Raw genomic sequence first — 23,094 nt, forward strand, 5'->3', positions numbered from 1 at the left:
TGTAGGTACATCGTGACTGCTTCAATTTGTACTTCTTTTGAAAACATAGTAAAACCCCGTAAGTTTTGGAAATTACTCCAACTTACGGGGTTCAGTTCAGGTAGAAGAAATTCTATCTCAGTTTTTTTACTAAAAAATAATATAGATAATTAATGTCTGGTATAATAGAAAGGTGTATATATAAAAGAAGGTAGGACTATGTTTAAACAATTACAAGCAGACTTAGCAAAAGAACACCATATTCATTTTAATGACTTAAAGTTGTTGGAAGAAGCGCTAACACAAGCAAACTATATCAATGAGCACCCGGGTTACACTGGGGGCGATTATCAACGTCTTGAGTTTTTAGGAGACGCTATTATGCAACAATCCACGGCGGTCTACTTATTTAAACGTTTTCCAAACTGGGATGAAGGTCGATTGACAGAGTTGAGGATTTCAATGGTCCAAACAAGAGCGTTCGCAGCTTTGTCACGTGAGTTGCATCTAGATCGTTATGTGCAATTAGGTCGTGGAGAAGAATTATCTGGGGCCCGAAATCGAGATTCATTGTTAGAAGATTTATGGGAAGCATTCATCGGTGCTTTGTTCTTAGATCAAGGACAAAAAGTTGTTATGGACTTTTTGAAAGAAATTATGTTTGTCAAGATTGATGAAGGTTTCTATGATCAATTTGTAGATTATAAATCTAAATTACAAGAGTTTTTGCAACGACATGGAACAGTTAAAATTTCTTATGAAAAGCTTGACGAGCGAGCTATTTCTAATAATGAACAAGTCTTTACGATACAAGTATCCGTTGATGGTAAACCATTAGCAACTGGTGAAGGGAAATCTACCAAGGATGCCGAAAAAGCGGCTGCCCGAAAAGCTTACCAAACTTTAATGAACAACTAGGACTATGAAATGAAATTAAAAACTTTGGAAATAACTGGTTTTAAGTCGTTTGCTGAACGAACTAAAATTGAATTTATGCCAGGTATTACCGGGGTTGTCGGCCCCAATGGATCAGGAAAATCAAATATTATTGAAGCAATTCGCTGGGTAATGGGTGAACAGTCTGCTAAGGGATTACGCGGTGATAAAATGGCCGATGTTATTTTTGGCGGTACGTCAGAAAGGGCGCCTTTAAATCGTGCTGAGGTTGCAATAACTTTTGATAATACTGACCATTATTTAAATTCAGATTATTCAGAAATCACAATCACACGAACGTTATACCGCAATGGTGATTCAAACTATCAAATCAATGGGGTGCAGGTACGGCTGAAGGACATTCATGAATTGTTTATGGATTCAGGGCTAGGTCGTGAAAGCTTTTCTATTATTTCACAAGGGCGTGTTGAAAGTATTTTTAGCGCAAAGCCAGTTGAACGACGCAGTATTATTGAAGATGTTGCGGGTGTTTATAAATATAAGCAAAATAAAGATAAAGCAGAAAAAGAACTAGGCGATGTCCATGATAATTTAACACGTATTACAGATATTTTGTATGAATTACAAGGACGCGTTGAACCGTTGGCGCAAGAATCAGCAAAAGCGGAAGATTATTTAACAACCAAAGCCTCTTATGATCAGTTGGATCAATCACGAATTGTGCTTGAGTTACTTGATTGGTATCAAGAAAAAGACGAGTTAACGACCAAATTAACAACGGTTCAAGATGACTATGATACGCAACAAAAAGTTGTGCATACTAAGAAAAAAGAGCTGGAAAAATTTAGGCAAGAACAAATTGCGTTGAATGAAAAACAACAAAAATTGCAAGAAGTCTTGTTAGAAAGTATCAAGCAAGTTGAACAATTGACTGGTGAACAAAATTTGCAGTCAGAACGTCTTAAAAATCGAACTGAAACAACGACTGACTTAAATAATCGTTTAAAAGTAGCAACTGAGCGTTTAACCTCACTTGAGGAAACATATCAAACATGTTTACAAGAGCTAACGGATCAGCAGGCTAAATATACGCAGTATCAACAAGCAATCCAGCAAGCAACTGATAGTCATCCGCGAACTAAATTAGCAAAGCTCAATACCACTATTGAGCAAGTTCGTCATGATTTAGTTGCTATTATGCAAGATTTGACGAGTGCTAAAAATGAGCAGAATTATTTAGCTCAAGAAAACCAACGTAGTGATGCAGAATCATTACGACTACGCCAACGTCAAGCGAAAATCGATCAACGGTTAACTGAGGCGAACAGTTTGGTTGAAGAGCAAAATCAACATGTTGATCAGACAGAGAAAACATTAACCGAGGCTCAGAGGTCATTTGAAGAACTTAAGAAAAAAGGCCAAGAGTTGGAGCAACAACGTAATACTGAGCGACAAGCTTGGTTTACGAAGATGGAGCAGGAACAACGGTTAAGTACACGGTTGCAATCGTTACAACACTTATCAGAAAATTATGATGGTTATTATCAAGGTGTTAAGAACTTAATGAAGGCGCAACAACAATTTGAAGGTATTCAAGATGTTGTTGCGAACTTGATTTCGGTTGATGATCAACACCGGGTTGCTATTGAAACAGCATTAGGATCAGCATTGCAACATGTTGTTGTTCAAAATGAACAGGCTGGAAAAACGGCCATTCAATATTTAGCTAAACACCGTTTAGGGCGGGTTACTTTTCTGCCACAAACGACAATTAAAGCACGTCAGTTACCTGATTATCAGATAACAACGGCCCAGAACCTACCTGGATTTGTAGGAATTGCATCGAGCTTAGTGACAACAGCAGCGGCCTATCAAAATATTATTGCGAACCTATTAGGAACCACAGTGGTTGTTACCGATATGTCAGCAGCTATTCAGATGGCTAAGCAATTAAAACATCGTGTCCGTTTAGTTACTTTGGATGGACAAATCATGAATGCTGGTGGATCAATGACCGGAGGAGCCACGCGTCAGCATGGTAATGGTTTACTTTCTCAAAAAACTGAGATCGACCAATTAACGCAACAAGAGTCTGAATTACATAAGGCTACGCTGGCACTAGAACAGCAAGTTAAACAAATCGATCAGCAGCTTAAGGAAGTTACAGAAGCATTCAATCAACAGCAGGCACGAGTGTTATCAGCTAACGAAGAATGGCAAAATAATAAAGCTAATTTACAATTAGCAAAATCAACGCTCAAACAAGTCAAAAAGGAACAAGCTGCGTTACAATATGACTATCAGTTGGCTGCTGATTCTCAGCACAAGAAAGCATCTGTTGATCAGAACGAACAGTCTATTGCAGAGTTGTCTGCGCAACAACAAAAATTGCAACAGAATTTGGATGACTATTTGCGGCAACGATCAGACCTGGAGTCTGAGATTGCACAAGCAGATCAGCAAATCAGTGACTTCAAATCAGCTTTTGCTAAAGCTGAGGCAACGTTATCTTCATTGACTACTCGAAAAAAAGACTTACTTGAGCAGAAAAATGCTGAACAAGATCAGGTTAAAACCATTCAGCGGCAAATTACTGATTTGAAGCAAGATAAGAATGATGTTCAAAAACGTTTGGCACAACAACTAAAAGATGTGCAACAACAGAAAATGATCGCCGAACAGGATTTGGAAACGCTAAAATTTGAGTTACAGCAAGTTCAGGAGCAATATGATACAACGAACAGTGAATTAAGTATTATCCAAGATACAGTTAGTGATATGCTGACAAGTATTTCGCAATACAATGGTCGTTTGGGTGAACTCCGATCATCTATTAATACTAATGAACAGTTGTTAGAAACAACTTATGATACGTCATTTGAGTTTGCAAAATCTGAGATGTTAAATCTTGATATTGCGACAATTAGGACAAAGTTGAAATTGTTAAAACAGGGCTTGGACGAAATTGGTCATGTTAACTTAAATGCTATCGATGAGTATCAAACAGTTAAAGAGCGGTATGATTTTCTGACGCAACAAAAACAAGACCTAATTGCGGCTAAAGATAATTTACAAGAGACAATGTCTGAGATGGATACGGAAGTGATTACACGGTTCCAATCAACATTTGATGCGATTGCAGAGCAGTTTGCTAAAATCTTTGTTAAGATGTTTGGTGGCGGTCAAGCGTCATTGGTCCTAACAGACCCAGAACACTTATTAACCACTGGCATTGATATTAAGGCGCAACCACCTGGAAAAAAGTTCCAACAAATGAGCTTGTTATCGGGTGGGGAAAAAGCGTTAACCGCAATTAGTTTACTATTTGCAATTCTTGCGGTTAGACCAGTGCCGTTTGCAATTCTTGATGAAACTGAAGCTGCGTTAGACGAGGCGAATGTGGATAGATTTGCACATTATCTTCATGAAGTAAACCATCGTACACAGTTTATTGTTATCACTCATCGAAAAGGAACTATGACGGAAGCTGATGTACTTTATGGTGTAACAATGCAAGAGCCAGGAGTCTCAACCATGGTTTCAGTTAATTTGACTGATCTGGATGAAACACTGGTAGAAAATTAGGGGGATATGAATAATCATGGGATTATTTGATTTTTTTAAAAAGAAGCCAGTCAAACAAGTTGAAGTTGAAATCTTATACCCAAGTAATTGGGAAAATGGGATGCCACCAGTAAAAGTTGTCGCTGTTGAAATATTACAACCAACACCTGGGGAAGCAATTGACATTGAGTTGCCCAAGGCCGATACTACAGAAACAGAAACAGAAACAGAAACAGAAACAGAAACAGAAACAGAAGATGCTGGTGAAAAACTAGATACTGGTCTACAAAAGACTAAGAAGACTTGGTCTGAACGTTGGAATGCCTTTATGGCCAATTTTCGCTCAGTCGATGAAGACTTCTTTGACGACTTAGAAGAAACACTAATTGGTGCCGACGTTGGTGCACAAACAGCATTACAATTAACAGATGAATTACGCGATGAAGTTAAATTACAAAACGCTAAAAGTAAGCAAGAAATTTCTGAGGTAATTATTGACAAGCTGGTTGATCTATATCGTAGCCAGGGAGTTAATGAAGATGCCTCAATGCACTTTGCACCTGAAGGACCAACTGTGATTTTGTTGGTCGGTGTTAATGGTGTTGGTAAGACGACCACAATTGGGAAACTATCTGCTTATTATAAGCGGGCCGGTAAAAAAGTTGTTTTGGCGGCTGCCGATACATTTAGAGCTGGGGCCACTGAACAATTAGTCGCATGGGGTGAGCGTAATGATATTCCTGTTGTGACTGGATCATCAAAGGCTGATCCGGCGTCAGTTGTTTTTGATGGTGTTAAAACGGCTATTGATACTCAGGCCGATATATTATTTGTTGATACAGCTGGTCGTTTACAGAATAATGTTAATTTGATGCAAGAATTATCAAAAATGAAGCGCATTATTACACGTGAATTGCCAAATGAACCACAGGAAGTATTATTGACATTAGATGCAACAACTGGTCAAAATGCTGTACAACAAGCAAAACTATTTAAGGATTCAACGGATGTGACCGGTATCGTGTTAACAAAGTTGGATGGAACAGCCAAAGGTGGTATTGTGCTACCAATTCGAAATGAGTTGCACTTACCAGTTAAATGGGTTGGATTAGGTGAAAAGGTTACGGATATTCAACCATTTGAGGCAAATGACTTTGCCAAGAGTCTATTCGGTAGTTTGTTAACGGAGTCAAAATAATGGAACTAGAAAAAAGTATGCGGCTTAATATGTTGTTTGACTTCTATCAGCCCTTACTGACAGTAAAGCAAAATAATTATTTGCAACTATATTATGCGGATGATTATTCTCTGGGTGAAATTGCTGAAGAATATCAAGTTTCTAGGCAAGCAGTTTATGATAATATTAAAAGAAGTACCCAGTTGTTAGAGAATTATGAAGACAGATTACATTTGTACGATGACTATCAAAATAGACAACAAGCAGCTGACCACTTGAATGACTATATTCAACAAAATTATCCTGATGATGAAGCTTTGATTCGCTTAGCATCGAGATTATTGACATTAGAAGAGGAGTAAAGCAATGGCCTTTGAAGGTTTAACAGATCGACTACAGAAAGCCTTGAGTGGCTTACGTCGTAAAGGGAAAGTTACAGACGCAGACTTACGCGAGACGATGCGTGAAATCCGGCTAGCATTATTGGAAGCCGATGTTAACTTTAAAGTTGTTAAGGACTTTGTACGCAGTGTTCGTGAAAAAGCAGCTGGTGCTAAAGTCTTAGACGGACTTAATCCAGCCCAACAAATTGTCTCAATTGTTAATGATGAGTTGACGGCAATGATGGGTGAGTCAGCCGTAGAACTTAATAAGTCGCCTAAGATACCAACAGTGATTATGATGGTTGGTTTACAAGGTGCTGGTAAAACGACGACAGCTGGTAAGTTAGCACTGAAATTAAAAAATGAACAAAATGCACGACCATTAATGATTGCAGCCGACGTTTATCGTCCAGCTGCCATTGATCAATTAAAGTCATTAGGTGAACAAATTGATGTGCCCGTATTTGATATGGGGACGGATGTTAATCCACGTGACATTGTTAAAGCAGGAATGGAAAAAGCGGCTGAGTTAAAGTCGGACTATGTTTTCATTGATGCGGCTGGTCGTTTACAAATTGACGAAGAACTGATGCAAGAGTTGGCTGATGTTAAGGATATTGCGCAACCTGATGAAATCATGTTGGTTGTCGATGCGATGACTGGTCAGAACGCGGTAGAGACCGCTGAAGGATTTAATAATCGCCTTGATATTACTGGTGTTGTTTTGACGAAGTTGGATGGTGACACCCGTGGTGGAGCTGCCTTGTCAATTCGTGCGGTGACTGGTAAGCCAATTAAGTTCGTTGGTCAAGGAGAAAAAATGACTGATCTGGATATTTTCTATCCAGACCGGATGGCTAGTCGAATTCTTGGTATGGGTGACTTATTAACTTTGATTGAAAAGGCCCAAAAGGATTATGACGAGAAGCAAGCCAATGAAACAATGGAAAAGATGAAATCAAATACGTTTGATTTCAATGATTTCATTGATCAGATGGATCAATTGCAAAATATGGGATCAATGGAAGATATTATGAAAATGATTCCAGGTATGGCGAATAATCCAGCTTTGAAGAATGCCAAAATTGATCCGAAAGATATGGCACATATTCGCGCAATTGTGATGTCTATGACCCCTGAAGAACGTGAAAATCCCGATGTTTTGAATCCATCACGTAAGCGCCGTTTAGCAGCAGGAGCTGGTCGGCCAGTGGTCGAAGTCAATCGTATGGTTAAACAATTTAATCAGATGAAGAAGATGATGAGCGGCGTGATGAATGGTAACATGGCTGGTATGGAACAAATGATGAATGCTATGGGTGGTGGTGCTAATGGTGCCGGCTTCCCAGGAGCTGGTGGCGGTATGAAAGGTAAGATGGCCGACATCGCAATGAAACAAATGGCACGCAAAATTCGCAAGAATAAGAAAAAGCGTCGTTAATTTTAAAGTGTAAAGGAAAATCACTTTACAGCATTTGCTAAGTCTGTTATAGTTATAAATGTAGAAAACAATTGGAGGAATTATTTAAAATATGGCAGTTAAAATTCGCTTAAAGCGCATGGGTTCAAAGAAGCACCCTGTATACCGTATCGTTGTTGCTGATTCACGTTCACCACGTGATGGTCGTTTTATCGAAACAGTAGGTACTTACAACCCACTTGTACAACCATCAGAAGTTAAATTAGACGAAGAGCTAGTTTTATCATGGTTGAACAATGGTGCACAACCATCAGATACTGTTAAGAACTTGCTATCAAATGCAGGCATTATGACAAAGTACCATGATGCAAAGTATTCAAAGTAATTTGATACATTAAAAAAGGAATCCATTTTTGGATTCCTTTTTTTGTGCCTTTTAACTATTAGTATGTTTTAATTGTCATTCAAAACCCTTTTATTTTGCGTATTTACCAGATAGTTTCTAAGTCATTAAAGACGCGCAATGTTAAATGATCACCAGTTAGTTGCCAAAGACTGACCGCACCATTATCGGGTTCCGCATGGTCACCATCAAGTTGTGCAAAGTGTTGACCTAACGTACTCAATAATCTGCCGTGTGAAACTAAAAGTACGTTTGCATTTTCAGGGCTTTCGGCAGCAATTTGCTTAAAGCCATTCATCAGTCGTTGCCAAAATATAACAGCTGTTTCGGCATCCCCGGTCGGGTCGGCCTCATGAATGGCGTTTATTATTTTGAATGGACCAAGTTGACGAGTTAACTGGGCAAACGTCGTTGTCGTGGATAACCCACGTTTTTTGGCAATTGCTTGCGCCGCAACGTTGTTAGAAATACCGTCAAAATAACCAAAAAATTGCTCTCTTAATTCAGGTAAGGATTGTAATAATGAGGCATCAGTATGATTATTTTGTTCTAAAACCATTTGCGCCGTTGTTACCGCACGTTCCAAGTCAGAAGAATAGGCGCGATCAAATATGATGTGTTGTAGGCGCTCACCGGCGGCTTGGCCATCTTGGATGCCTTTTTCGGTAAGTGGGGCATTAGTCCAGCCTTGAATACGATTGTATTTATTGATGTACGTTTCACCGTGCCTGACGATATAAAGGTTGATACTCATTGATTACTCTCCTTAAAATGCCGTTGTTAGTTAGATTTTATCAGATAATTCTCAAGATTTCCTATTCAGTTAGTTTTCTTTTACTGGTATACTACAATTAATATGACTATTGAAAAGGAAGAGAACATGGCACTTTATAAAGTAGGTAAAATTGTTAATACGCACGGTATTCGTGGTGAAGTACGCATTGTGCCAACGACAGATTTTCCTGCAGAACGCTTTAAAAAGAACCAAAGTTTGGTTATTCAAGCACAACAAGGTAATGTAACAGTAAAAATTGCGACAGCACGTCAGCATAAACAGTTTATGCTGGTTAGCTTCGTCGATATGGCAAATATTAATGACGTTGAGCAATACAAAGAGTGCGAGGTTTTTGTGACTGACGAGTTGCAACAGGGCTTGCCTGATAATGAGTATTATTATCATGAAATTATTGGCTTGAGTGTTATTGATAATGCAACCAATGAAAGCCTTGGTCAGGTGAGTGAAATCATGCCATTGCCAGCAAATGATGTCTGGGTTGTTCGTGCGCGGGGTAAGGAAGACTTATTCTTGCCATTTATTGCGGATGTTGTTACCGACATTGATTTAGATGGCGGTACTGCCAAAGTAAATTTGTTAGAGGAAATTTAAAATGCGAATTGATGTATTAAGCCTATTCCCAAATATGTTTGCGCCAATGCGAGAATCTATTATTGGTAAAACAGTTGAACGGGGCTTGGTTGATTTTAATGTGACTGATTTTAGAGATTATACAGAAAATAAACATAATAAGGTTGATGATGAAATTTATGGTGGTGGACAAGGCATGCTTTTAATGCCACAGCCATTATTTGACGCGATGGATGCCGTAGAAAAGCAAGCTGGCAGCCGTGGTCGCGTTATTTTGATGGATCCAGCTGGTAAGACTTTCAATCAATCCATTGCCGAGGAACTTGCGCAAGAAGATCATCTGACGATTATCGCGGGTCATTATGAAGGTTACGATGAACGTATCCGGACGTTAGTTGATGATGAAATTTCCCTGGGAGATTTTGTATTAACTGGTGGTGAACTAGGGGCGATGACTGTGGTTGATGCCACAGTACGTCTATTAGATGAGGCTCTTGGGGATGAACGTTCTGCTGTTGATGAATCATTTTCGACTGGCTTACTTGAATATCCACAATACACACGGCCAGCTGATTTTAGGGGCTTGAAAGTGCCAGATGTTCTACTATCTGGTCACCATGCTAATATTGCAAAATGGAAGCATAAAGAGGCGTTACGTCGTACCTATCAACGACGACCAGACTTGCTGGCTGATTATGAATTAACGCCGGCAGATCAAAAATTGCTAAAGGAAATCAAACAAGAAGAACAAATCAACTAGCCATTGCTTGTTAACAGATTATTAATGTGGTATTATTTTAATCAGTGCTTATAGCACAAAATAAAACCCGATAATCCGCTGGCCGAGTGGTGCAATGATTGTCGAAGAGGAGATTTAATTATGCGTCAAAACGCTTTGTTAGAGAAGTTGGTTGCTGACCAATTACGTACAGATATCCCAGAGTTCCGTGCCGGAGATTCAGTTCGTGTTCACGCACGTATCGTCGAAGGTTCACGCGAACGTATCCAAATTTTTGAGGGTGTTGTTATCAAGCGTAAGGGTACTGGTATCCAAGCTACTTACACTGTTCGTAAGATTTCAAGTGGTGTTGGTGTGGAACGTACATTCCCATTGCACTCACCACGTGTTGACAAAATTGAAGTAATTCGTCATGGACGTGTACGTCGTGCCAAGTTGTATTACTTGCGTGCATTGCACGGAAAGGCTGCTCGTATTCCAGAAGCACGCCGCAACTAATAAGGGTAAACTATTAGTAAAAAGCCAACCTCTGTGGGTTGGCTTTTTTTGCAGATAAGATGATACGTTAGAGGGGTTAAGTTTGTGAGTGTTGGTAGAAAAACTAAGAGAGAAAAACGTAGTATTGGTTTAGGTTGGCGAATTGTTATTGGCTTAATTGTAGGTATTATTCTGGGGGTTATCTTCTTTAAGAATAAGACGGCTATCACTGCAATGCAAAATATTGGAACAATGTTTATTGGGCTAATTCAAATGATTGTGTTGCCAATCGTGGTATCTAGTTTAACAGTGGGTATTGCAAAGATGGGTGATATCCGTAAATTAGGTCGTGTCGGATTGAAGACGTTGATTTACTTTGAAATACTATCAACGATTGCAATTATATTAGGAATGATTGCAGGAAACGTTTTCGAACCAGGGGCCAATGTCAATGTGCACAACTTGCAAGCAACCAATATTAGTAATTACTTGTCGACGGCAAAATCAGCCAGCGATGGTGGTATTTGGGCAACGATAATGGATATCGTACCAACCAATTTCTTTGCATCATTATCAGAGAGTAACATGCTACAAGTTATCTTATTCTCGGTATTCTTCGGTCTAGGAACTGCAGCAATTGGACAAAAAGGGCAGATTATTATAGATCTTTTTGATGCAGTGGCAGAGGTCATGTTTAAAGTTACAAATTGGGTCATGCAATTAGCACCTATTGGTGTTGGTGCTTTGATTGGTGCAACAGTTGCCCAAATGGGACTAAAGTCATTGGAGTCACTAGGATACTTCATATTTGTTTCTTACCTGACGATGATTTTCTTTATGGTTGTTATTCTAGGTATCGTGTTGAAAATTTATAATGTTCGTGTATTTACCTTATTTAAGGTATTGCGTGATGAAATTATCTTAGCCTTTACAACCGCATCTTCAGAAGCAACATTACCAAGAATTGTGTCAAAGATGGAAAAGTTCGGAGTCAGTCAAGGAATTGTTTCCTTTGTTGTTCCAACAGGTTATACATTTAATCTTGATGGTTCCGCTATATACCAAGCAATTGGTGCGTTATTTATGGCACAGGCCTATAATATTCATTTGTCATTGGTCCAACAGTTGACCTTATTGGTTGTCCTAATGATTACCTCAAAGGGAATGGCTGGTGTGCCAGGGGCATCGTTCGTTGTACTTTTGGCCACGGTATCATCAATCGGTGTACCGCCTTCAGGATTAGCCTTTATTGCCGGTGTTGATCGTTTGATCGATATGGGACGTACGGCAGTTAATGTTGTTGGAAATTCAACGGCATCAATTGTCATCGGTAAGTCTGAAAAGGACTTTGACGAAGAGAAAAATGTTAAATATTTAGCAAGCTTTAACGATTAACAAAGCAACAACAGCTAGATATAGCCATCTCGGTTATATCTAGCTGTTGTTTTGTTTATAAGTTAAAAAACTGCGATAAATGGGCTTTGTGTATGGAATAATGCCTTTTTTTGTGTGATAATGGATAAATGATTTTTGTTTAAGATAGGAGGGAGATGTTGTGACAATGGTACGTGTACGTGAATATGGTATGAAGACGATTGTATTTGTTTTAGCAGCCGTTCTTGTAGCCATTTCAATGAATAGTTTTTTCATCCCAAACAACATCTTTTCAGGTGGTTTCAATGGTGTGGCACAACTAATTAGTTTGTTTTTTGATTCAGTAGTTGGGATACATATTGAAGTTGGGGCAATTATTATGGGGTCAAATATCCCACTAGCGATTGCTGGTTGGATTTTTGCAGGACGTAAGTTTACAATTTTATCATTTTTAAATAATTTTGCTGCTTCGTTTATGCAAATTGTATTACCTAAATCTTCTTTGGTGTCCCAAGAGCCAATTTTGGCAGGTTTGTTTGGTGGCCTATTATTAGGTATTTCAATTGGTTTAACATTTAAAATGGGCTTTTCTACCGGTGGTATGGATATTGTCGCCATGATTGTCCAAAAGACAACCGGGAAATCAATTGGCTCGATTAATATGTTTATTAATGGTTTCATTGTCATCGTTGCTGGTGCCTTTATTGGTTGGCAAAATGCGATGTATACGATTATTGGTATTTATGCCACATCTGTTGCCGTAGATGCTATTCATACACGTCATCAAAAGTTAACAGCGTTTATCGTTACCAGTCATCCGGATGAGGTCATCAAAGCCTTACAGGAAGCATTGGTTCGTGGGATTACGGTTATGCCTTCCCGTGGTGCATTTACGCAAGAACCTAATACAACACTAATGATGGTTCTATCACGTTATGAGCTGACAGAAATGCAAAATTTGATTAAATCTGTGGATGTCGATGCATTTGTGAATATTGTTAGTACTGTTGAAGTTTCTAATAACTTTTGGAATGAAGACCTACAGTCGCAAATTAGGCGTGAGCGCACGGTTGCTAAGGCACAGATTACGGATGCGTTGAATATCAGTGAAGAAGCTGATAAAATTGATGCAGACACTAAGAAAGATAATGAGGGACGTATATAATGCCATTAGTTCATATTGATTTGGTTGCAGGACGTAGTGATGAGCAGTTAAAAGCGATGATGACGGATGTCACAACAGCTCTTGAGAAACACATTGGTGTGCCTCGTGAAAATGTTAAAGTGGTTGTTAACGAAATGCAACCCGATCGTTTCATGGATGGCGGCGTTTTGCGTTCTGAGAAATAATTTCGTACAATGGAAGATGAAGCACGTTATGTGTTTCATCTTTTTTTGTCATGAGGGGCATAATCAATTATTGGTTATTGAAAAATAAAAGTAGGAGCTATAGAGATAAATGGCTGATCAATATATATTGGCGCTCGATCAAGGTACAACAAGTACACGAGCAATGTTGTTTGATAAAGACGGGCAAGTAGTTGCCACGGCGCAAAAAGAGTTACCCCAGATTTTTAATAATCCGGGTTGGGTAGAACATGATGCGAATGGTATTTGGGAAGATGCCCGCCAAGTAATGGCTGAGGTTGTCATTAAAGCTAATATACCGCCGTATAAAATTGCGGGGATTGGATTAACCAATCAACGTGAAACAACGGTTATTTGGGATCGTTTAACAGGTGAACCAATTGCACCAGCAGTTGTTTGGCAATCAAAACAAAGCGTTGAAATTGCTGAAGAGTTAAAAGCTGAAGGATTGACGGACTACATTTATCAGAAGACAGGATTATGGGTCGATGCCTATTTCTCAGCGACAAAAATTATGTGGCTGTTAGATAACGTACCTGGTGCACGAGAACGTGCTGAAAAAGGCGATTTGTTATTTGGGACAGTTGACTCATGGTTGTTATACAAACTAACTAATGGGCATGTTCATGCGACTGACTATTCAAATGCATCGCGTACAATGTTATTTAACATACATTTAAAAGAGTGGGATCAAGATTTACTCGAGAAATTCAATATTCCCGTCACGATGTTGCCTGAAGTTCGCGATTCCTCAGGGATATTTGGTTATACCGCCGAATATGCTTTCTTTGGTATTCAAGTACCGATTGCAGGAATTGCAGGTGATCAACAGTCAGCATTGATTGGTCATCAAGCATTTCAGCAAGGGGATGTTAAGAATACATATGGCACAGGTTCATTTATTGTGATGAATACAGGTCAAGAAATTGCAACGTCAACTAATGGATTGCTATCGACAATCGCCTACAGTATTAATGGACAAGTAACTTACGCCCTGGAAGGCTCTGTCTTTATAGCGGGGGCGGCTATTCAGTGGTTACGTGATGGGTTACAACTAGTTAAGAGTGCCAAAGAAACCGCAGCATTGGCTGAAATTGCCCGTGAACAACATGTTGATCCGATTTACTTAGTGCCTGCTTTTGCTGGGTTAGGGGCACCTTATTGGGATCAGAATGCACGCGGAGCTATGTTTGGACTAACTCGTGCGACAACTAAGGAAGACCTTGTGAGAGCCACATTGGAATCAATTGCATACCAAACGCGAGATGTATTAGACGCTATGCAGGACGATACAAATATTGATATAACAAATCTGGTTATTGATGGTGGGGCTGCTGCAAATGATTACTTGCACCAATTCCAAGCTGACTTAATCAATACAGTGGTTAAGCGACCTGAGCAATTGGAGACAACTGCATTAGGTGCAGCATATCTAGCTGGTTTAGGTGTTGGTTTCTGGGAAGATATAGCTAGTTTACCAGTGTCTAACCATCTACAGCTAAAAGAACCTATTGCCGAACGCCAAACTCAAGTGCAACATGCTTATAAGGGCTGGCAACGTGCAGTGGAAGCGACACGACTTTTTCCGACAGATTAATATGAGTTAAACGAAAATACAAAAAGTTTAAGAGACATTGATTTACTGTGCCAAGATAGCTAGATTGATGTCTCTTTTTTGGTTATAATAAAGGCGAACAAAGTTTCCCCTAAAAATTTAAGGAAAATTAAGGTATGATATAGATGTTAAATAAAGTTTAAATATAAGCTGGTGTCTGTGTATTTAAACCTGGGTTTAACGATTAGGATTTGAGAGGAGTTATGCCTATGGTACAGGTTTCAAAAAAGGTGATTACAACTGGTCTTGTTGGTGCACTGGGTGTTGTGGCAACCACACAAGTTCCAGATGTACAAGCTGCGGTCAGGGGCGCTGTGAACTTAGCCCCTGATTCGGAACATGTGACGCAATTTCAGAGTGTGACGAATTTTATTCAAGAAGTGGCATCTGGACAGAATCACGGTAAAGTGACAACGAAGTCGGATGTTCTTCGAGAAAAGGGATCAAAAAAATCAGCAATTGCGACCTTTACGGATACGACCAAGCATGCTGATAAGAAAACGACAACTGATGTGGACAATGTAGCATCTGAAGCAATGACAGAAGCGCTAGTCACCTCTAGTCAAGCAGATGAGACAACATCGTCATATTATGATGATTCAACAACGGATACAACAGAAACCGATGCTTCAACGACACCAGCTGAAGATGCTGTGGTTTCTGAAGCAAATAGTGATAGTACACAGTCGGACGCAACGAGCGTTTATACGATTAAAGACGGTGATACATTAGCAAAAGTAGCAGCTGCTACCGGAATTTCAATTGCTGATTTACAAGCGGCTAATCCAGATGCTGATACTAGTATGTTACAAATTGGGCAGTCAATCTCTGTGCCAACCGCTGGCACAGATGATGTTTCCCAAACGGCTAATTATGACACACAGTATGACGCAACAGCGGATACAGCAACGTACGGAGCGGATACAACGGTAGTTGACGATGCACAGACACAGTCAGCTTATACTGATACTGAACTAGTACCACAATCTGTGCGTGATTTCACTGCAGATACGACTTCAGCAACTTTGCAATCGGATATGCAAGCCGATGTACAATCCTTGGAAAGTGCACCAATAGAGAATCAACAAAGTCATGAGACAACGACAAGCGGCAGCCAGGTGATGTCTAATGGTGATGTTGTGCTAGATGCCTTACCAGCTAAGCAAAGTAGTGCAGATACGGTAACTAAAGATTCTAGTTCATCAAATGAACAGACGTTGAGTGCGCGGAATGTTGAAACTGACACATTAACACAGACCCAAAGAAATGATATTGTTTCGGCAGCGTTAAAATATACCTCACAAAATATTCCTTATGTGTGGGGTGGTAAGACTGCTGCTGGATTAGATTGTTCAGGATTAGTGGCAAAAGCATATCGGACGGCTGGCGTTTCAATTCCAGCATATACGGTCGCTGAAGAGGCCTATGTTGCAACACAAGATGTCCAAAGTGAGTCAGATATTTTGTCTGAAGCACAGCCAGGTGATTTATTATTCTGGGGTGGTCATGGGGCCACTTGGCAAGTCGCTATTTATGTTGGTGATGGGCAATATGTCATTGCTTCTGAGCCTGGGCAACAGGTTCAAGTTGCTAACATAGCGGATACAGATGTCTTACCTGATTTTGTTGGGGCATATAGTTTTCATTAAGTAAAAAGTACGTTAGAGATTAAAAGGGACGTTAATCTAACCAATTTAACTTGGTAGATTAACGTCCCTTAAATTTATAGTTTCACTTACTTTTGTGTAATCAATTAAACAGTTTCTAATTCTTTTAGACGGTCATCAATTTGTTGTAAAACAATTTTTTGACTGTCTTTATTTTCAAGATCATATTTTTGCAAATCAATTTTCATTTTTGGTGAAGCATCATAATCTGCATACCATTTCTGATAGGCTGACCACATCTTAAAGTAGTACTGTCGTAAATCAGCATTGTCTTCAAATTGCTCATAATCGCGACCGCGTTTTTTAATACGGTAAAGGATGGTGTCAAAATCGGCATCAGCAAATACCATTAAGTCTGGACGACCTTTTTTCATCGTTTGGATTTCATCCATCATGTTTTTAAGTAATGTCATATAAACATTTAACTCAGCATCAGAGATGTTACCTTCACGATGATTTTCTTGGGTGAACAGCGCATCTTCGTAAATAGAACGATCTAAGACATTATTATCATCCGATAAAGCTTTCTTGATCATTGCGAAACGCTTGTTCAAAAAGTAAATTTGTAGTAAAAATCCATATTGTTTTGGATCTGCATAATAAAGAGGCAACACAGGATTTTCACCTACAGGCTCAAAAAAGGCCTGTGTATTAAGATGTTTTGCAATCAAATCAGTTAGTGTGGTTTTCCCGACACCGATCATACCAGCTGTGATAATCACCATGGTAGTCCTTCTTCCTTCAGGATTATATTTTCTCTAAATACTCATCTTATAAAGTACATGAGTGAGCTTATCAGCTGATAACTATATTAGCCAATATAATAAATAAATTCAACATCTTGACAAAATAAAAAGAACGTCCTTTCATAGACAAATGCCTATATATCAAGGGCGTTCCCGTTTGAAAATAAAAAATTAGTCTTTCTTTTCTGCTAATGCGTCACGAATTTCTTGAAGAACAACCAATTCAGTTTCTTCTTCTTCCTCTTCGTCTTCGTCTTTTTTAGCTAGTGATTGTGCTTTGCGGATAGACTTCAAGATCAAGAAGATGGCGAAACTCGTCAATAAGAATGTAATCAATGTACCAATGAATGATCCAATCTTGATATTAGCTGAACCGACATGCCAAACAATCGTTGAAAATGAGATTGAGCCAGTAATAATACCAATTAAGGGCATAACTAGATCATCAACGACTGAAGTCACAACTGTTTGGAAAGCAGCACCCATAATAAAGGCAACGGCCAAGTCCAAAACGTTACCACGCATGATAAAGTCTTTAAATTCATTTATAAAATTACGCATAAAATGTCTCCTTTTATTAACCTACTAATAAATATGTCACAGTGTTCTATTCAAGTCAAAATAAATGTGCAAGATACTAGAATTTTTTTAATTATCTCTTTTTATATTAAATATCGTTACAAGCAAATTAATTTTTTCTGGTAGAATAAAGAAAATATGTGACATAGAGGGAGTAGTTAATGAGTTATAAGATGTTGGTATCCGATTTAGATGAAACGTTTCTAAATGATGATGGTACCATTCACAAAGAAAATGTACGCGCAATTAAGCAAGCAATGGCAAAAGGATTTAAGTTTGTTCCTAATACCGGTCGATCATTTAAATCTGTCCAAAATATGTTAAAAAAGTTAGGATTATTTGATCAAGCAGACCAGTATGTTATTTCATATAATGGCGCTGCAATTGTTGAAAATCATGGTAATCGTGTCATAGCCACGCAAGATATGCCAGTATCCCTAGCAAAGCAGATAGTTGCTGCGGGATATTTGAGCAACCAAATTGACGTTCATATTTACACAGTGGATAAATTATTTATTTACGATCTTAACGAGTCAGATAAACATTATATGGCAACTCGCGGCGTGGTATATGAAACAATCGATCAACTTGATTTATCATTTTTAAATGATGAACAGCCAATTATGAAAGTGATTTTTGAAAATGAGGATGCTACCATTCAAAAACAAATACATGATGCTGTTCTTGAGAAAGTAGGCAGTGACAGTGTTGAAGCAACGTATTCATCAGGACGTTATGTTGAGTTTAACTTGCAAGGCGTTGATAAGGGGAGTGCTTCATTATTATTAGGTAAGAGACTAGATATCAAGCCTTCTGAAATAATGGCTGCTGGTGATAATAATAATGATTTAAAGATGATTAACGCCGTAGGATTAGGTGTTAGTGTTGCTAATGGGATTACATCAGTTAAAGCAGCTGCAGATTTTGTAACGCAACGCACGAATAATGAAGGTGCGATTGCCGAGATATTAGATCAATTTGTATTGGTAGGTGAAGACTAGTATGCGTTTTGCAATTCAAATTGGTGCGAGTTTTATCGTTGTTATTGTTTTTATTGGTTTTGTCTGGTTTGCAAAAATAGCAAATTGGCCAACATGGGTGATTGGTGTCGCCTTGTTTGTATTGTTTGTCCTATTCACGATTTTGATAACAGTGTTATCATTAGCGCTGCAACCAAAAAATCAGGAGGATGAACATGAAAAAGATTAATCAAGTCGGCAGCTTGATAACTGGAATCATTTGGGTAGTTGTTGGGATTATTTTAGATTTTGTTATTCAGTTAGGTAGTACTTACAGTAAAGTGGGAATCGTAAATTGGCTAGGTGTTGATAAAAATCATCCCATTGGTATTGCGGTGATGTTAATTGTTGCCGCTATATTAACAGCGATAACAGTCTGGATATTATCTTATGCAGTCAAAAGAAAGGCTCCCAAGACAAGCTTACACCCGTTTCGTGGAGACAAACTAGCTTGGGTTGGCTATGGTTATGCCATGATTCTTGGGGCTGGTATGGTAACAGTCGCCTTACAGTATGTTTTTTCTCATCAAAAGATGACCGCTAGTAATCAAGTCGCACTAGAGGAAATGGCTAAAAAAGGGGGCGCAGCACTTGTTTTTGTTGTTGTCCTGGCCGTCTTTGTTGCACCGTCGGTCGAAGAACTAATTTTTCGTGGCATAATTTTGAACTACTTTTTTAAAGAAGGACCTTGGTGGTTTAATGTTATTATTTCGGGTGTTTTATTTGGTTACTTCCACGTTTATCAAGATTTCCAAATTTTTGCTCTTATTCAATATTCATTAATGGGGATATCGTTGGCAGTTGTTTATAAGAAGACCAAGCAAATTCAGTATTCAATAGCTACACACATGTTGAACAATGGGATTGCCGCTCTTAGCTTAATTAGCATGGCATTTGGTTCATAATAAAATAATTCGTATAACTATATTTTTTAATCAATTTAGATTATGATTGATGTAGATATATTGCGAAGTACGATGTGAATGGGGGAAACATTATGACTGAGTATTTACATGTGACGTTTGGCTCAAAGGATGTTCTACAAAATGTGCGAAATAATAATTTAGAACGTGGACTTCTACTGATGAGTGATGAGTCCGATCGGCAGAAGTATGAATTGCTGGAAAAAACAACTGATAAAAAGTCTGTGTTCGCTATGCCGGTAACTTATGAGATTCTTGCTAGCCATGGGGAGACTGATGAACTAAGAGGTTGGATGAATTTTACTTTTATTAGGTTAAACGACTTAGAGCGAGACAATTTTATTCGGCGATATAAAGCCAGCAAGTTAGATATTGAGACACCTGGCTTTATCAGTTCATATATTTTACAAAAAACAACGAATGCGCATGAACTCGTTATTTTGTCGACATGGCGTTTAAAGGAAAATTGGTCTGATTGGCAAGAATCAACTGATTTTCCATTACATCGCTATGAGTATGCCCAATACAATTTATACAGAAAACAGCTTAGTTTTGCAGCCTTAGCAAAGCAAAAGCTATAAAAATACTACCCAATGACATTGATTTCTGTTATAGTTATCATTGTTATGTAATGGGTATGCCGTCGTGGCGGAACTGGCAGACGCGCACCGTTCAGGTCGGTGTGAGATTTATCTCGTGCAGGTTCGATTCCTGTCGACGGCATATAAATGGCTCTAAGAAACCTTTATTTATAGGTTTCTTGGAGCTTTTTTTTGCATTTGTAGCACTCATGAATTTTTTATTTGATTCATAGATTTATTTACTCTTGTGAGCACATATATTTAAAAAACTATCGCTTCATACCTTGGTTTGGTAATATGGAGATAGTAAATAAACGGAGGATATCACATGGGATATAAGCACCTTGAAAAAGGATATAATATTTTTTTAGGCGTAGGCATGCTTATCTTAGGAATCATTATGTTTGGTTTCTTTGTGAAAGATTTGTGGGTCTTATTGCAAATGATTTGGCAAGTTGATCTGCAAAAAAATTTCTATAGTATTGCACAATTAATTTTGGAAACCTTTCTATTCTTTGAGTTTGTCGTATTAACGCAAGAGTACTTTTTACAAAACCATATTTCATTGCAAAATTTCATGTATATTGGTGTAACGGCAATGTTACGTAATTTATTGGTTTATCACGATGATACGATGGGGATACTGATTCAATCGGTCTCAATTGCCATTATGATACTTGTTCTAGTTATTTATCGCTGGTCACGACGTTACTTAGCAGATTTAGAACAAGAAGAGGCTAGGAAAGAAGCGATATTTGCTGAAGAACATCACAAACAAGAACTAGAGAATAAAAAATAGTCAATATGACAAAGTATGTATGCTGACGTACTTGACTGCCGCATGTTAACTAAAGTGAAAAATGGGTTGGGGGCACAGAAATGTTTGATCTAAACAATATACCAAAACAATATTGGTACAAAATAAGATGGGGCTTTTTCTGGGGGCTATTTATACTTGGTATGTTATTTAGTAACTATACAAATGCAGCAACCTGGCTCTTTATTGGTGGTATTACTGTATTAGGTGTATCAATCAAACAAATTTTTCGCTGGGTTTTACCGATTGCTTTTGTTTTGTTAATTATCGGTACGCCACAATTAGGATTGATGACGCAAGGAATATTGGTGCTGACTGTCATCGGATTACGTGAATTATTAGTTATTCCACATGCAAACAATAAACGATTAAAACACCAGTCACGATTAAAAATTAATACGAATGATTTAACACGGCGGGATGTGCGTGTTTTTAAACAAACGTTTAAACGATTGCGAGCATCTGCGGCGCATATTGAAGTTTTGTTGGCGGAAACAGTCGGACTAAGGCGCATTAACGTAGAAACAAAAGTCGTCACATATATTAATGCTACACTAGCGGAACTGGCAGCGAATCCTACCCAACTTACGGTAGTGGATGATTTTGCATACCGACGATTGCCTAACTTAGAACAATTGTTGGTAAGCTATGTAGAAATCGCACACCATGCGGTTATTAGTGATAACGATAAAAAGAAATTAAAAGAAGCGCGACAACTGATTAAGCAATTAGCAATTGCTGTCCATGACGATTATCGCTTGGTGATTCGTAAAGATGTGAATAATTTAAATGATCGGATGAGCACAACGAAAGATACTCTGGGAGGCAATCATGATTGAAGAACAACAATCAAAAAATGATGATATAGCAACTGATGAACATGACAGTGTCGGTGATTTAACGGCACAGGAAAGGTCAGAGGCTTTGAAGTTAGCACAACAGCTTGATGTGGAACACATGGATTCAATTATTTCGTATGGTGCTGATACACAACAAAACTTAACCGATTTTTCTCAGGGGGTACTAGACAAGGTGCAATCACAGGATGTTGGACCAATTGGTGATACACTCTCAGAATTAATGAGCAATTTGTCGCAAGCCAATCCATCTGAATTAGCACCTGTTAAGCAGGGATTTTTTGCACGACTATTTAAAAATATGCAAAAATCCATCTATGAATTAACCGCAAAATATCAAAAAATTGGTGCTCAAGTTGATCAGGTAGCTGGGCAATTACAACATGATCAAGCAGAGTTAATGTCAGATAATCGTATGTTAGATGATTTGTATAGTGAAAACATGGCTTTTTTCCAGCAACTCAATGTCCATATTGTTGGTGCAGAGATGAAATTAACGGATATTGAAAAAAGAGAATTACCAACCGCACAAAAACGTGCCCAGGAATCAGATAATCAATTATTGGCGCAAAAAGTGCAAGATTTAGTGCAATTTCAACAACGACTTGAAAAACGTGTGCATGATTTAAAATTAACACGACAAATGACGCTGCAGCAGGCGCCTCAAATTAAATTGATTCAAACGACTAACCAGGTTCTGGCTGAAAAAATTCAAACGTCGATCAATACGTCTATTCCGCTTTGGAAAAATCAGGTTACTATTGCGTTAACATTATTAAAGCAAAAGAAGGCTGTGACAGCGCAGCGTGCCGTATCTGATACGACGAATGAATTACTTAAGTCAAATTCAGATATGTTGCAGCAAAATACGATTGAGACGGCTAAGGAAAACGAACGTGGTGTTGTTGATATTGAAACGTTGCAACATACACAAGACCAATTGATTAAAACAATTGAAGAAACCTTGACCATTCAAGAGGAAGGTCGGAAGAAACGTGTAGTAGCCGAACAACAAATGAAGGAAATGGAAGTAGAACTTAAAAAGAAATTACTATCAATGGCAACAGAAGAAAATAATAAACAATAGTCATCCTGCTAAATGAGGTTTTTTTAATTTATTACAATTATTTGACAAAAAAGGGT

The 23,094-nt window shown here is 38.4% G+C and carries 24 protein-coding genes and 1 tRNA gene; 22 read left to right on the forward strand and 3 right to left on the reverse strand.

All coding sequences use genetic code 11. The features are described from left to right. The first annotated feature begins 198 nt into the window (after positions 1-198). From rnc to rpsP, 6 genes are all read left to right on the forward strand, one after another. Positions 199-897 (forward strand): ribonuclease III, encoded by a 699-nt coding sequence (gene rnc / locus FFM62_RS05975; protein WP_075269987.1) that lies wholly within the window; start codon positions 199-201, stop codon positions 895-897. A 9-nt stretch (positions 898-906) separates the two neighbouring features. Continuing rightward, complete coding sequence (smc, locus tag FFM62_RS05980; protein ID WP_115471263.1) at positions 907-4,461, forward strand: chromosome segregation protein SMC; 3,555 nt, start codon at positions 907-909, stop codon at positions 4,459-4,461. Between the two features lie 16 nt (positions 4,462-4,477). Next, a complete protein-coding gene (gene ftsY / locus FFM62_RS05985) occupies positions 4,478-5,638 on the forward strand; it encodes a signal recognition particle-docking protein FtsY (RefSeq protein ID WP_115471264.1) in 1,161 nt (386 codons plus the stop codon). After that, on the forward strand, positions 5,638-5,979 hold the full coding sequence (locus tag FFM62_RS05990; RefSeq protein ID WP_115471265.1) for a putative DNA-binding protein: 342 nt from the start codon (positions 5,638-5,640) through the stop codon (positions 5,977-5,979). Before ftsY ends, FFM62_RS05990 begins: the two co-directional genes overlap by 1 nt. 4 nt (positions 5,980-5,983) lie before the next feature. Continuing rightward, on the forward strand, positions 5,984-7,441 hold the full coding sequence (gene ffh, locus FFM62_RS05995; protein ID WP_115471266.1) for a signal recognition particle protein: 1,458 nt from the start codon (positions 5,984-5,986) through the stop codon (positions 7,439-7,441). Positions 7,442-7,532: 91 nt separating this feature from the next. Beyond that, complete coding sequence (rpsP, locus tag FFM62_RS06000) at positions 7,533-7,805, forward strand: 30S ribosomal protein S16 (protein WP_115471267.1); 273 nt, start codon at positions 7,533-7,535, stop codon at positions 7,803-7,805. Between the two features lie 103 nt (positions 7,806-7,908). Here rpsP and FFM62_RS06005 read toward each other — a convergent pair whose 3' ends face one another. Next, complete coding sequence (locus tag FFM62_RS06005) at positions 7,909-8,577, reverse strand: histidine phosphatase family protein (protein WP_115471268.1); 669 nt, start codon at positions 8,575-8,577, stop codon at positions 7,909-7,911. Positions 8,578-8,703: 126 nt separating this feature from the next. Between FFM62_RS06005 and rimM the strand changes: the two genes are divergently transcribed. From rimM to FFM62_RS06045, 8 genes are all read left to right on the forward strand, one after another. Then, positions 8,704-9,210, forward strand: coding sequence for a ribosome maturation factor RimM (gene rimM, locus FFM62_RS06010; RefSeq protein ID WP_115471269.1), 507 nt, complete (start codon positions 8,704-8,706; stop codon positions 9,208-9,210). Position 9,211: 1 nt separating this feature from the next. Next, positions 9,212-9,949 (forward strand): tRNA (guanosine(37)-N1)-methyltransferase TrmD, encoded by a 738-nt coding sequence (trmD, locus tag FFM62_RS06015; protein WP_115471270.1) that lies wholly within the window; start codon positions 9,212-9,214, stop codon positions 9,947-9,949. Between the two features lie 120 nt (positions 9,950-10,069). Further along, on the forward strand, positions 10,070-10,426 hold the full coding sequence (gene rplS, locus FFM62_RS06020; protein ID WP_115471271.1) for a 50S ribosomal protein L19: 357 nt from the start codon (positions 10,070-10,072) through the stop codon (positions 10,424-10,426). A gap of 84 nt (positions 10,427-10,510) precedes the next feature. Continuing rightward, positions 10,511-11,800: a dicarboxylate/amino acid:cation symporter gene (locus FFM62_RS06025; protein WP_115471272.1), complete on the forward strand. Its 1,290-nt coding sequence runs from the start codon at positions 10,511-10,513 to the stop codon at positions 11,798-11,800. A 166-nt stretch (positions 11,801-11,966) separates the two neighbouring features. Beyond that, the gene (locus tag FFM62_RS06030) at positions 11,967-12,944 is read left to right on the forward strand and encodes a YitT family protein (RefSeq protein WP_210727720.1); all 978 of its coding nucleotides are present in this window, start codon (positions 11,967-11,969) and stop codon (positions 12,942-12,944) included. Next, positions 12,944-13,129: a 2-hydroxymuconate tautomerase gene (gene thmT / locus FFM62_RS06035; protein ID WP_075269976.1), complete on the forward strand. Its 186-nt coding sequence runs from the start codon at positions 12,944-12,946 to the stop codon at positions 13,127-13,129. The genes FFM62_RS06030 and thmT overlap by 1 nt, the downstream gene beginning before the upstream one ends. Positions 13,130-13,238: 109 nt before the next feature. Continuing rightward, positions 13,239-14,744, forward strand: coding sequence for a glycerol kinase GlpK (glpK, locus tag FFM62_RS06040; protein WP_115471274.1), 1,506 nt, complete (start codon positions 13,239-13,241; stop codon positions 14,742-14,744). A gap of 227 nt (positions 14,745-14,971) precedes the next feature. Then, positions 14,972-16,411 (forward strand): C40 family peptidase, encoded by a 1,440-nt coding sequence (locus FFM62_RS06045; protein WP_165845912.1) that lies wholly within the window; start codon positions 14,972-14,974, stop codon positions 16,409-16,411. Between the two features lie 104 nt (positions 16,412-16,515). On the opposite strand, the gene FFM62_RS06050 is transcribed toward FFM62_RS06045, so the two are convergent. Next, positions 16,516-17,154, reverse strand: a complete 639-nt coding sequence (locus FFM62_RS06050; RefSeq protein ID WP_075269973.1) for a deoxynucleoside kinase — start codon at positions 17,152-17,154, stop codon at positions 16,516-16,518. 192 nt (positions 17,155-17,346) lie between these two features. Then, complete coding sequence (gene mscL / locus FFM62_RS06055) at positions 17,347-17,736, reverse strand: large conductance mechanosensitive channel protein MscL (protein ID WP_115471276.1); 390 nt, start codon at positions 17,734-17,736, stop codon at positions 17,347-17,349. 179 nt (positions 17,737-17,915) lie between these two features. Between mscL and FFM62_RS06060 the strand changes: the two genes are divergently transcribed. The 8 genes from FFM62_RS06060 to FFM62_RS06095 all read left to right on the forward strand — a co-directional run bounded on the left by FFM62_RS06060 (position 17,916) and on the right by FFM62_RS06095 (position 23,038). Further along, positions 17,916-18,755 carry a Cof-type HAD-IIB family hydrolase gene (locus FFM62_RS06060; RefSeq protein WP_115471277.1) on the forward strand — a complete coding sequence of 280 codons (840 nt, stop codon included), beginning with the start codon at positions 17,916-17,918 and terminating at the stop codon, positions 18,753-18,755. Between the two features lies 1 nt (position 18,756). Further along, positions 18,757-18,963, forward strand: a complete 207-nt coding sequence (locus FFM62_RS06065) for a hypothetical protein (RefSeq protein ID WP_075269970.1) — start codon at positions 18,757-18,759, stop codon at positions 18,961-18,963. Next, entirely contained in the window at positions 18,950-19,678 is a 729-nt protein-coding gene (locus FFM62_RS06070; RefSeq protein ID WP_115471278.1) for a CPBP family intramembrane glutamic endopeptidase, read from the forward strand. The genes FFM62_RS06065 and FFM62_RS06070 overlap by 14 nt, the downstream gene beginning before the upstream one ends. 92 nt (positions 19,679-19,770) lie before the next feature. Beyond that, positions 19,771-20,277: an antibiotic biosynthesis monooxygenase family protein gene (locus FFM62_RS06075; RefSeq protein WP_115471279.1), complete on the forward strand. Its 507-nt coding sequence runs from the start codon at positions 19,771-19,773 to the stop codon at positions 20,275-20,277. A gap of 58 nt (positions 20,278-20,335) precedes the next feature. Next, positions 20,336-20,419: transfer RNA gene (locus tag FFM62_RS06080), tRNA-Leu, on the forward strand. Between the two features lie 186 nt (positions 20,420-20,605). Beyond that, entirely contained in the window at positions 20,606-21,076 is a 471-nt protein-coding gene (locus FFM62_RS06085) for a phosphate-starvation-inducible PsiE family protein (protein ID WP_165845913.1), read from the forward strand. A gap of 80 nt (positions 21,077-21,156) precedes the next feature. Next, positions 21,157-21,933, forward strand: coding sequence for a 5-bromo-4-chloroindolyl phosphate hydrolysis family protein (locus FFM62_RS06090; protein WP_133296305.1), 777 nt, complete (start codon positions 21,157-21,159; stop codon positions 21,931-21,933). Beyond that, positions 21,926-23,038, forward strand: a complete 1,113-nt coding sequence (locus tag FFM62_RS06095) for a toxic anion resistance protein (protein ID WP_115471282.1) — start codon at positions 21,926-21,928, stop codon at positions 23,036-23,038. Before FFM62_RS06090 ends, FFM62_RS06095 begins: the two co-directional genes overlap by 8 nt. Positions 23,039-23,094: the final 56 nt, after the last annotated feature.

This window comes from Weissella thailandensis (genome assembly GCF_005405465.1).
GTDB lineage: Bacteria > Bacillota > Bacilli > Lactobacillales > Lactobacillaceae > Weissella > Weissella thailandensis.

Bases quoted from the DNA above. Each gene is read 5' to 3' on its own strand.
- rnc (WP_075269987.1), top strand. From the start codon at position 199: ATGTTTAAACAATTACAAGCAGACTTAGCAAAAGAACACCATATTCAT.
- smc (WP_115471263.1), top strand. From the start codon at position 907: ATGAAATTAAAAACTTTGGAAATAACTGGTTTTAAGTCGTTTGCTGAA.
- ftsY (WP_115471264.1), top strand. From the start codon at position 4,478: ATGGGATTATTTGATTTTTTTAAAAAGAAGCCAGTCAAACAAGTTGAA.
- FFM62_RS05990 (WP_115471265.1), top strand. From the start codon at position 5,638: ATGGAACTAGAAAAAAGTATGCGGCTTAATATGTTGTTTGACTTCTAT.
- ffh (WP_115471266.1), top strand. From the start codon at position 5,984: ATGGCCTTTGAAGGTTTAACAGATCGACTACAGAAAGCCTTGAGTGGC.
- rpsP (WP_115471267.1), top strand. From the start codon at position 7,533: ATGGCAGTTAAAATTCGCTTAAAGCGCATGGGTTCAAAGAAGCACCCT.
- FFM62_RS06005 (WP_115471268.1), bottom strand. From the start codon at position 8,577: ATGAGTATCAACCTTTATATCGTCAGGCACGGTGAAACGTACATCAAT.
- rimM (WP_115471269.1), top strand. From the start codon at position 8,704: ATGGCACTTTATAAAGTAGGTAAAATTGTTAATACGCACGGTATTCGT.
- trmD (WP_115471270.1), top strand. From the start codon at position 9,212: ATGCGAATTGATGTATTAAGCCTATTCCCAAATATGTTTGCGCCAATG.
- rplS (WP_115471271.1), top strand. From the start codon at position 10,070: ATGCGTCAAAACGCTTTGTTAGAGAAGTTGGTTGCTGACCAATTACGT.
- FFM62_RS06030 (WP_210727720.1), top strand. From the start codon at position 11,967: ATGGTACGTGTACGTGAATATGGTATGAAGACGATTGTATTTGTTTTA.
- thmT (WP_075269976.1), top strand. From the start codon at position 12,944: ATGCCATTAGTTCATATTGATTTGGTTGCAGGACGTAGTGATGAGCAG.
- glpK (WP_115471274.1), top strand. From the start codon at position 13,239: ATGGCTGATCAATATATATTGGCGCTCGATCAAGGTACAACAAGTACA.
- FFM62_RS06045 (WP_165845912.1), top strand. From the start codon at position 14,972: ATGGTACAGGTTTCAAAAAAGGTGATTACAACTGGTCTTGTTGGTGCA.
- FFM62_RS06050 (WP_075269973.1), bottom strand. From the start codon at position 17,154: ATGGTGATTATCACAGCTGGTATGATCGGTGTCGGGAAAACCACACTA.
- mscL (WP_115471276.1), bottom strand. From the start codon at position 17,736: ATGCGTAATTTTATAAATGAATTTAAAGACTTTATCATGCGTGGTAAC.
- FFM62_RS06060 (WP_115471277.1), top strand. From the start codon at position 17,916: ATGAGTTATAAGATGTTGGTATCCGATTTAGATGAAACGTTTCTAAAT.
- FFM62_RS06065 (WP_075269970.1), top strand. From the start codon at position 18,757: ATGCGTTTTGCAATTCAAATTGGTGCGAGTTTTATCGTTGTTATTGTT.
- FFM62_RS06070 (WP_115471278.1), top strand. From the start codon at position 18,950: ATGAAAAAGATTAATCAAGTCGGCAGCTTGATAACTGGAATCATTTGG.
- FFM62_RS06075 (WP_115471279.1), top strand. From the start codon at position 19,771: ATGACTGAGTATTTACATGTGACGTTTGGCTCAAAGGATGTTCTACAA.
- FFM62_RS06085 (WP_165845913.1), top strand. From the start codon at position 20,606: ATGGGATATAAGCACCTTGAAAAAGGATATAATATTTTTTTAGGCGTA.
- FFM62_RS06090 (WP_133296305.1), top strand. From the start codon at position 21,157: ATGTTTGATCTAAACAATATACCAAAACAATATTGGTACAAAATAAGA.
- FFM62_RS06095 (WP_115471282.1), top strand. From the start codon at position 21,926: ATGATTGAAGAACAACAATCAAAAAATGATGATATAGCAACTGATGAA.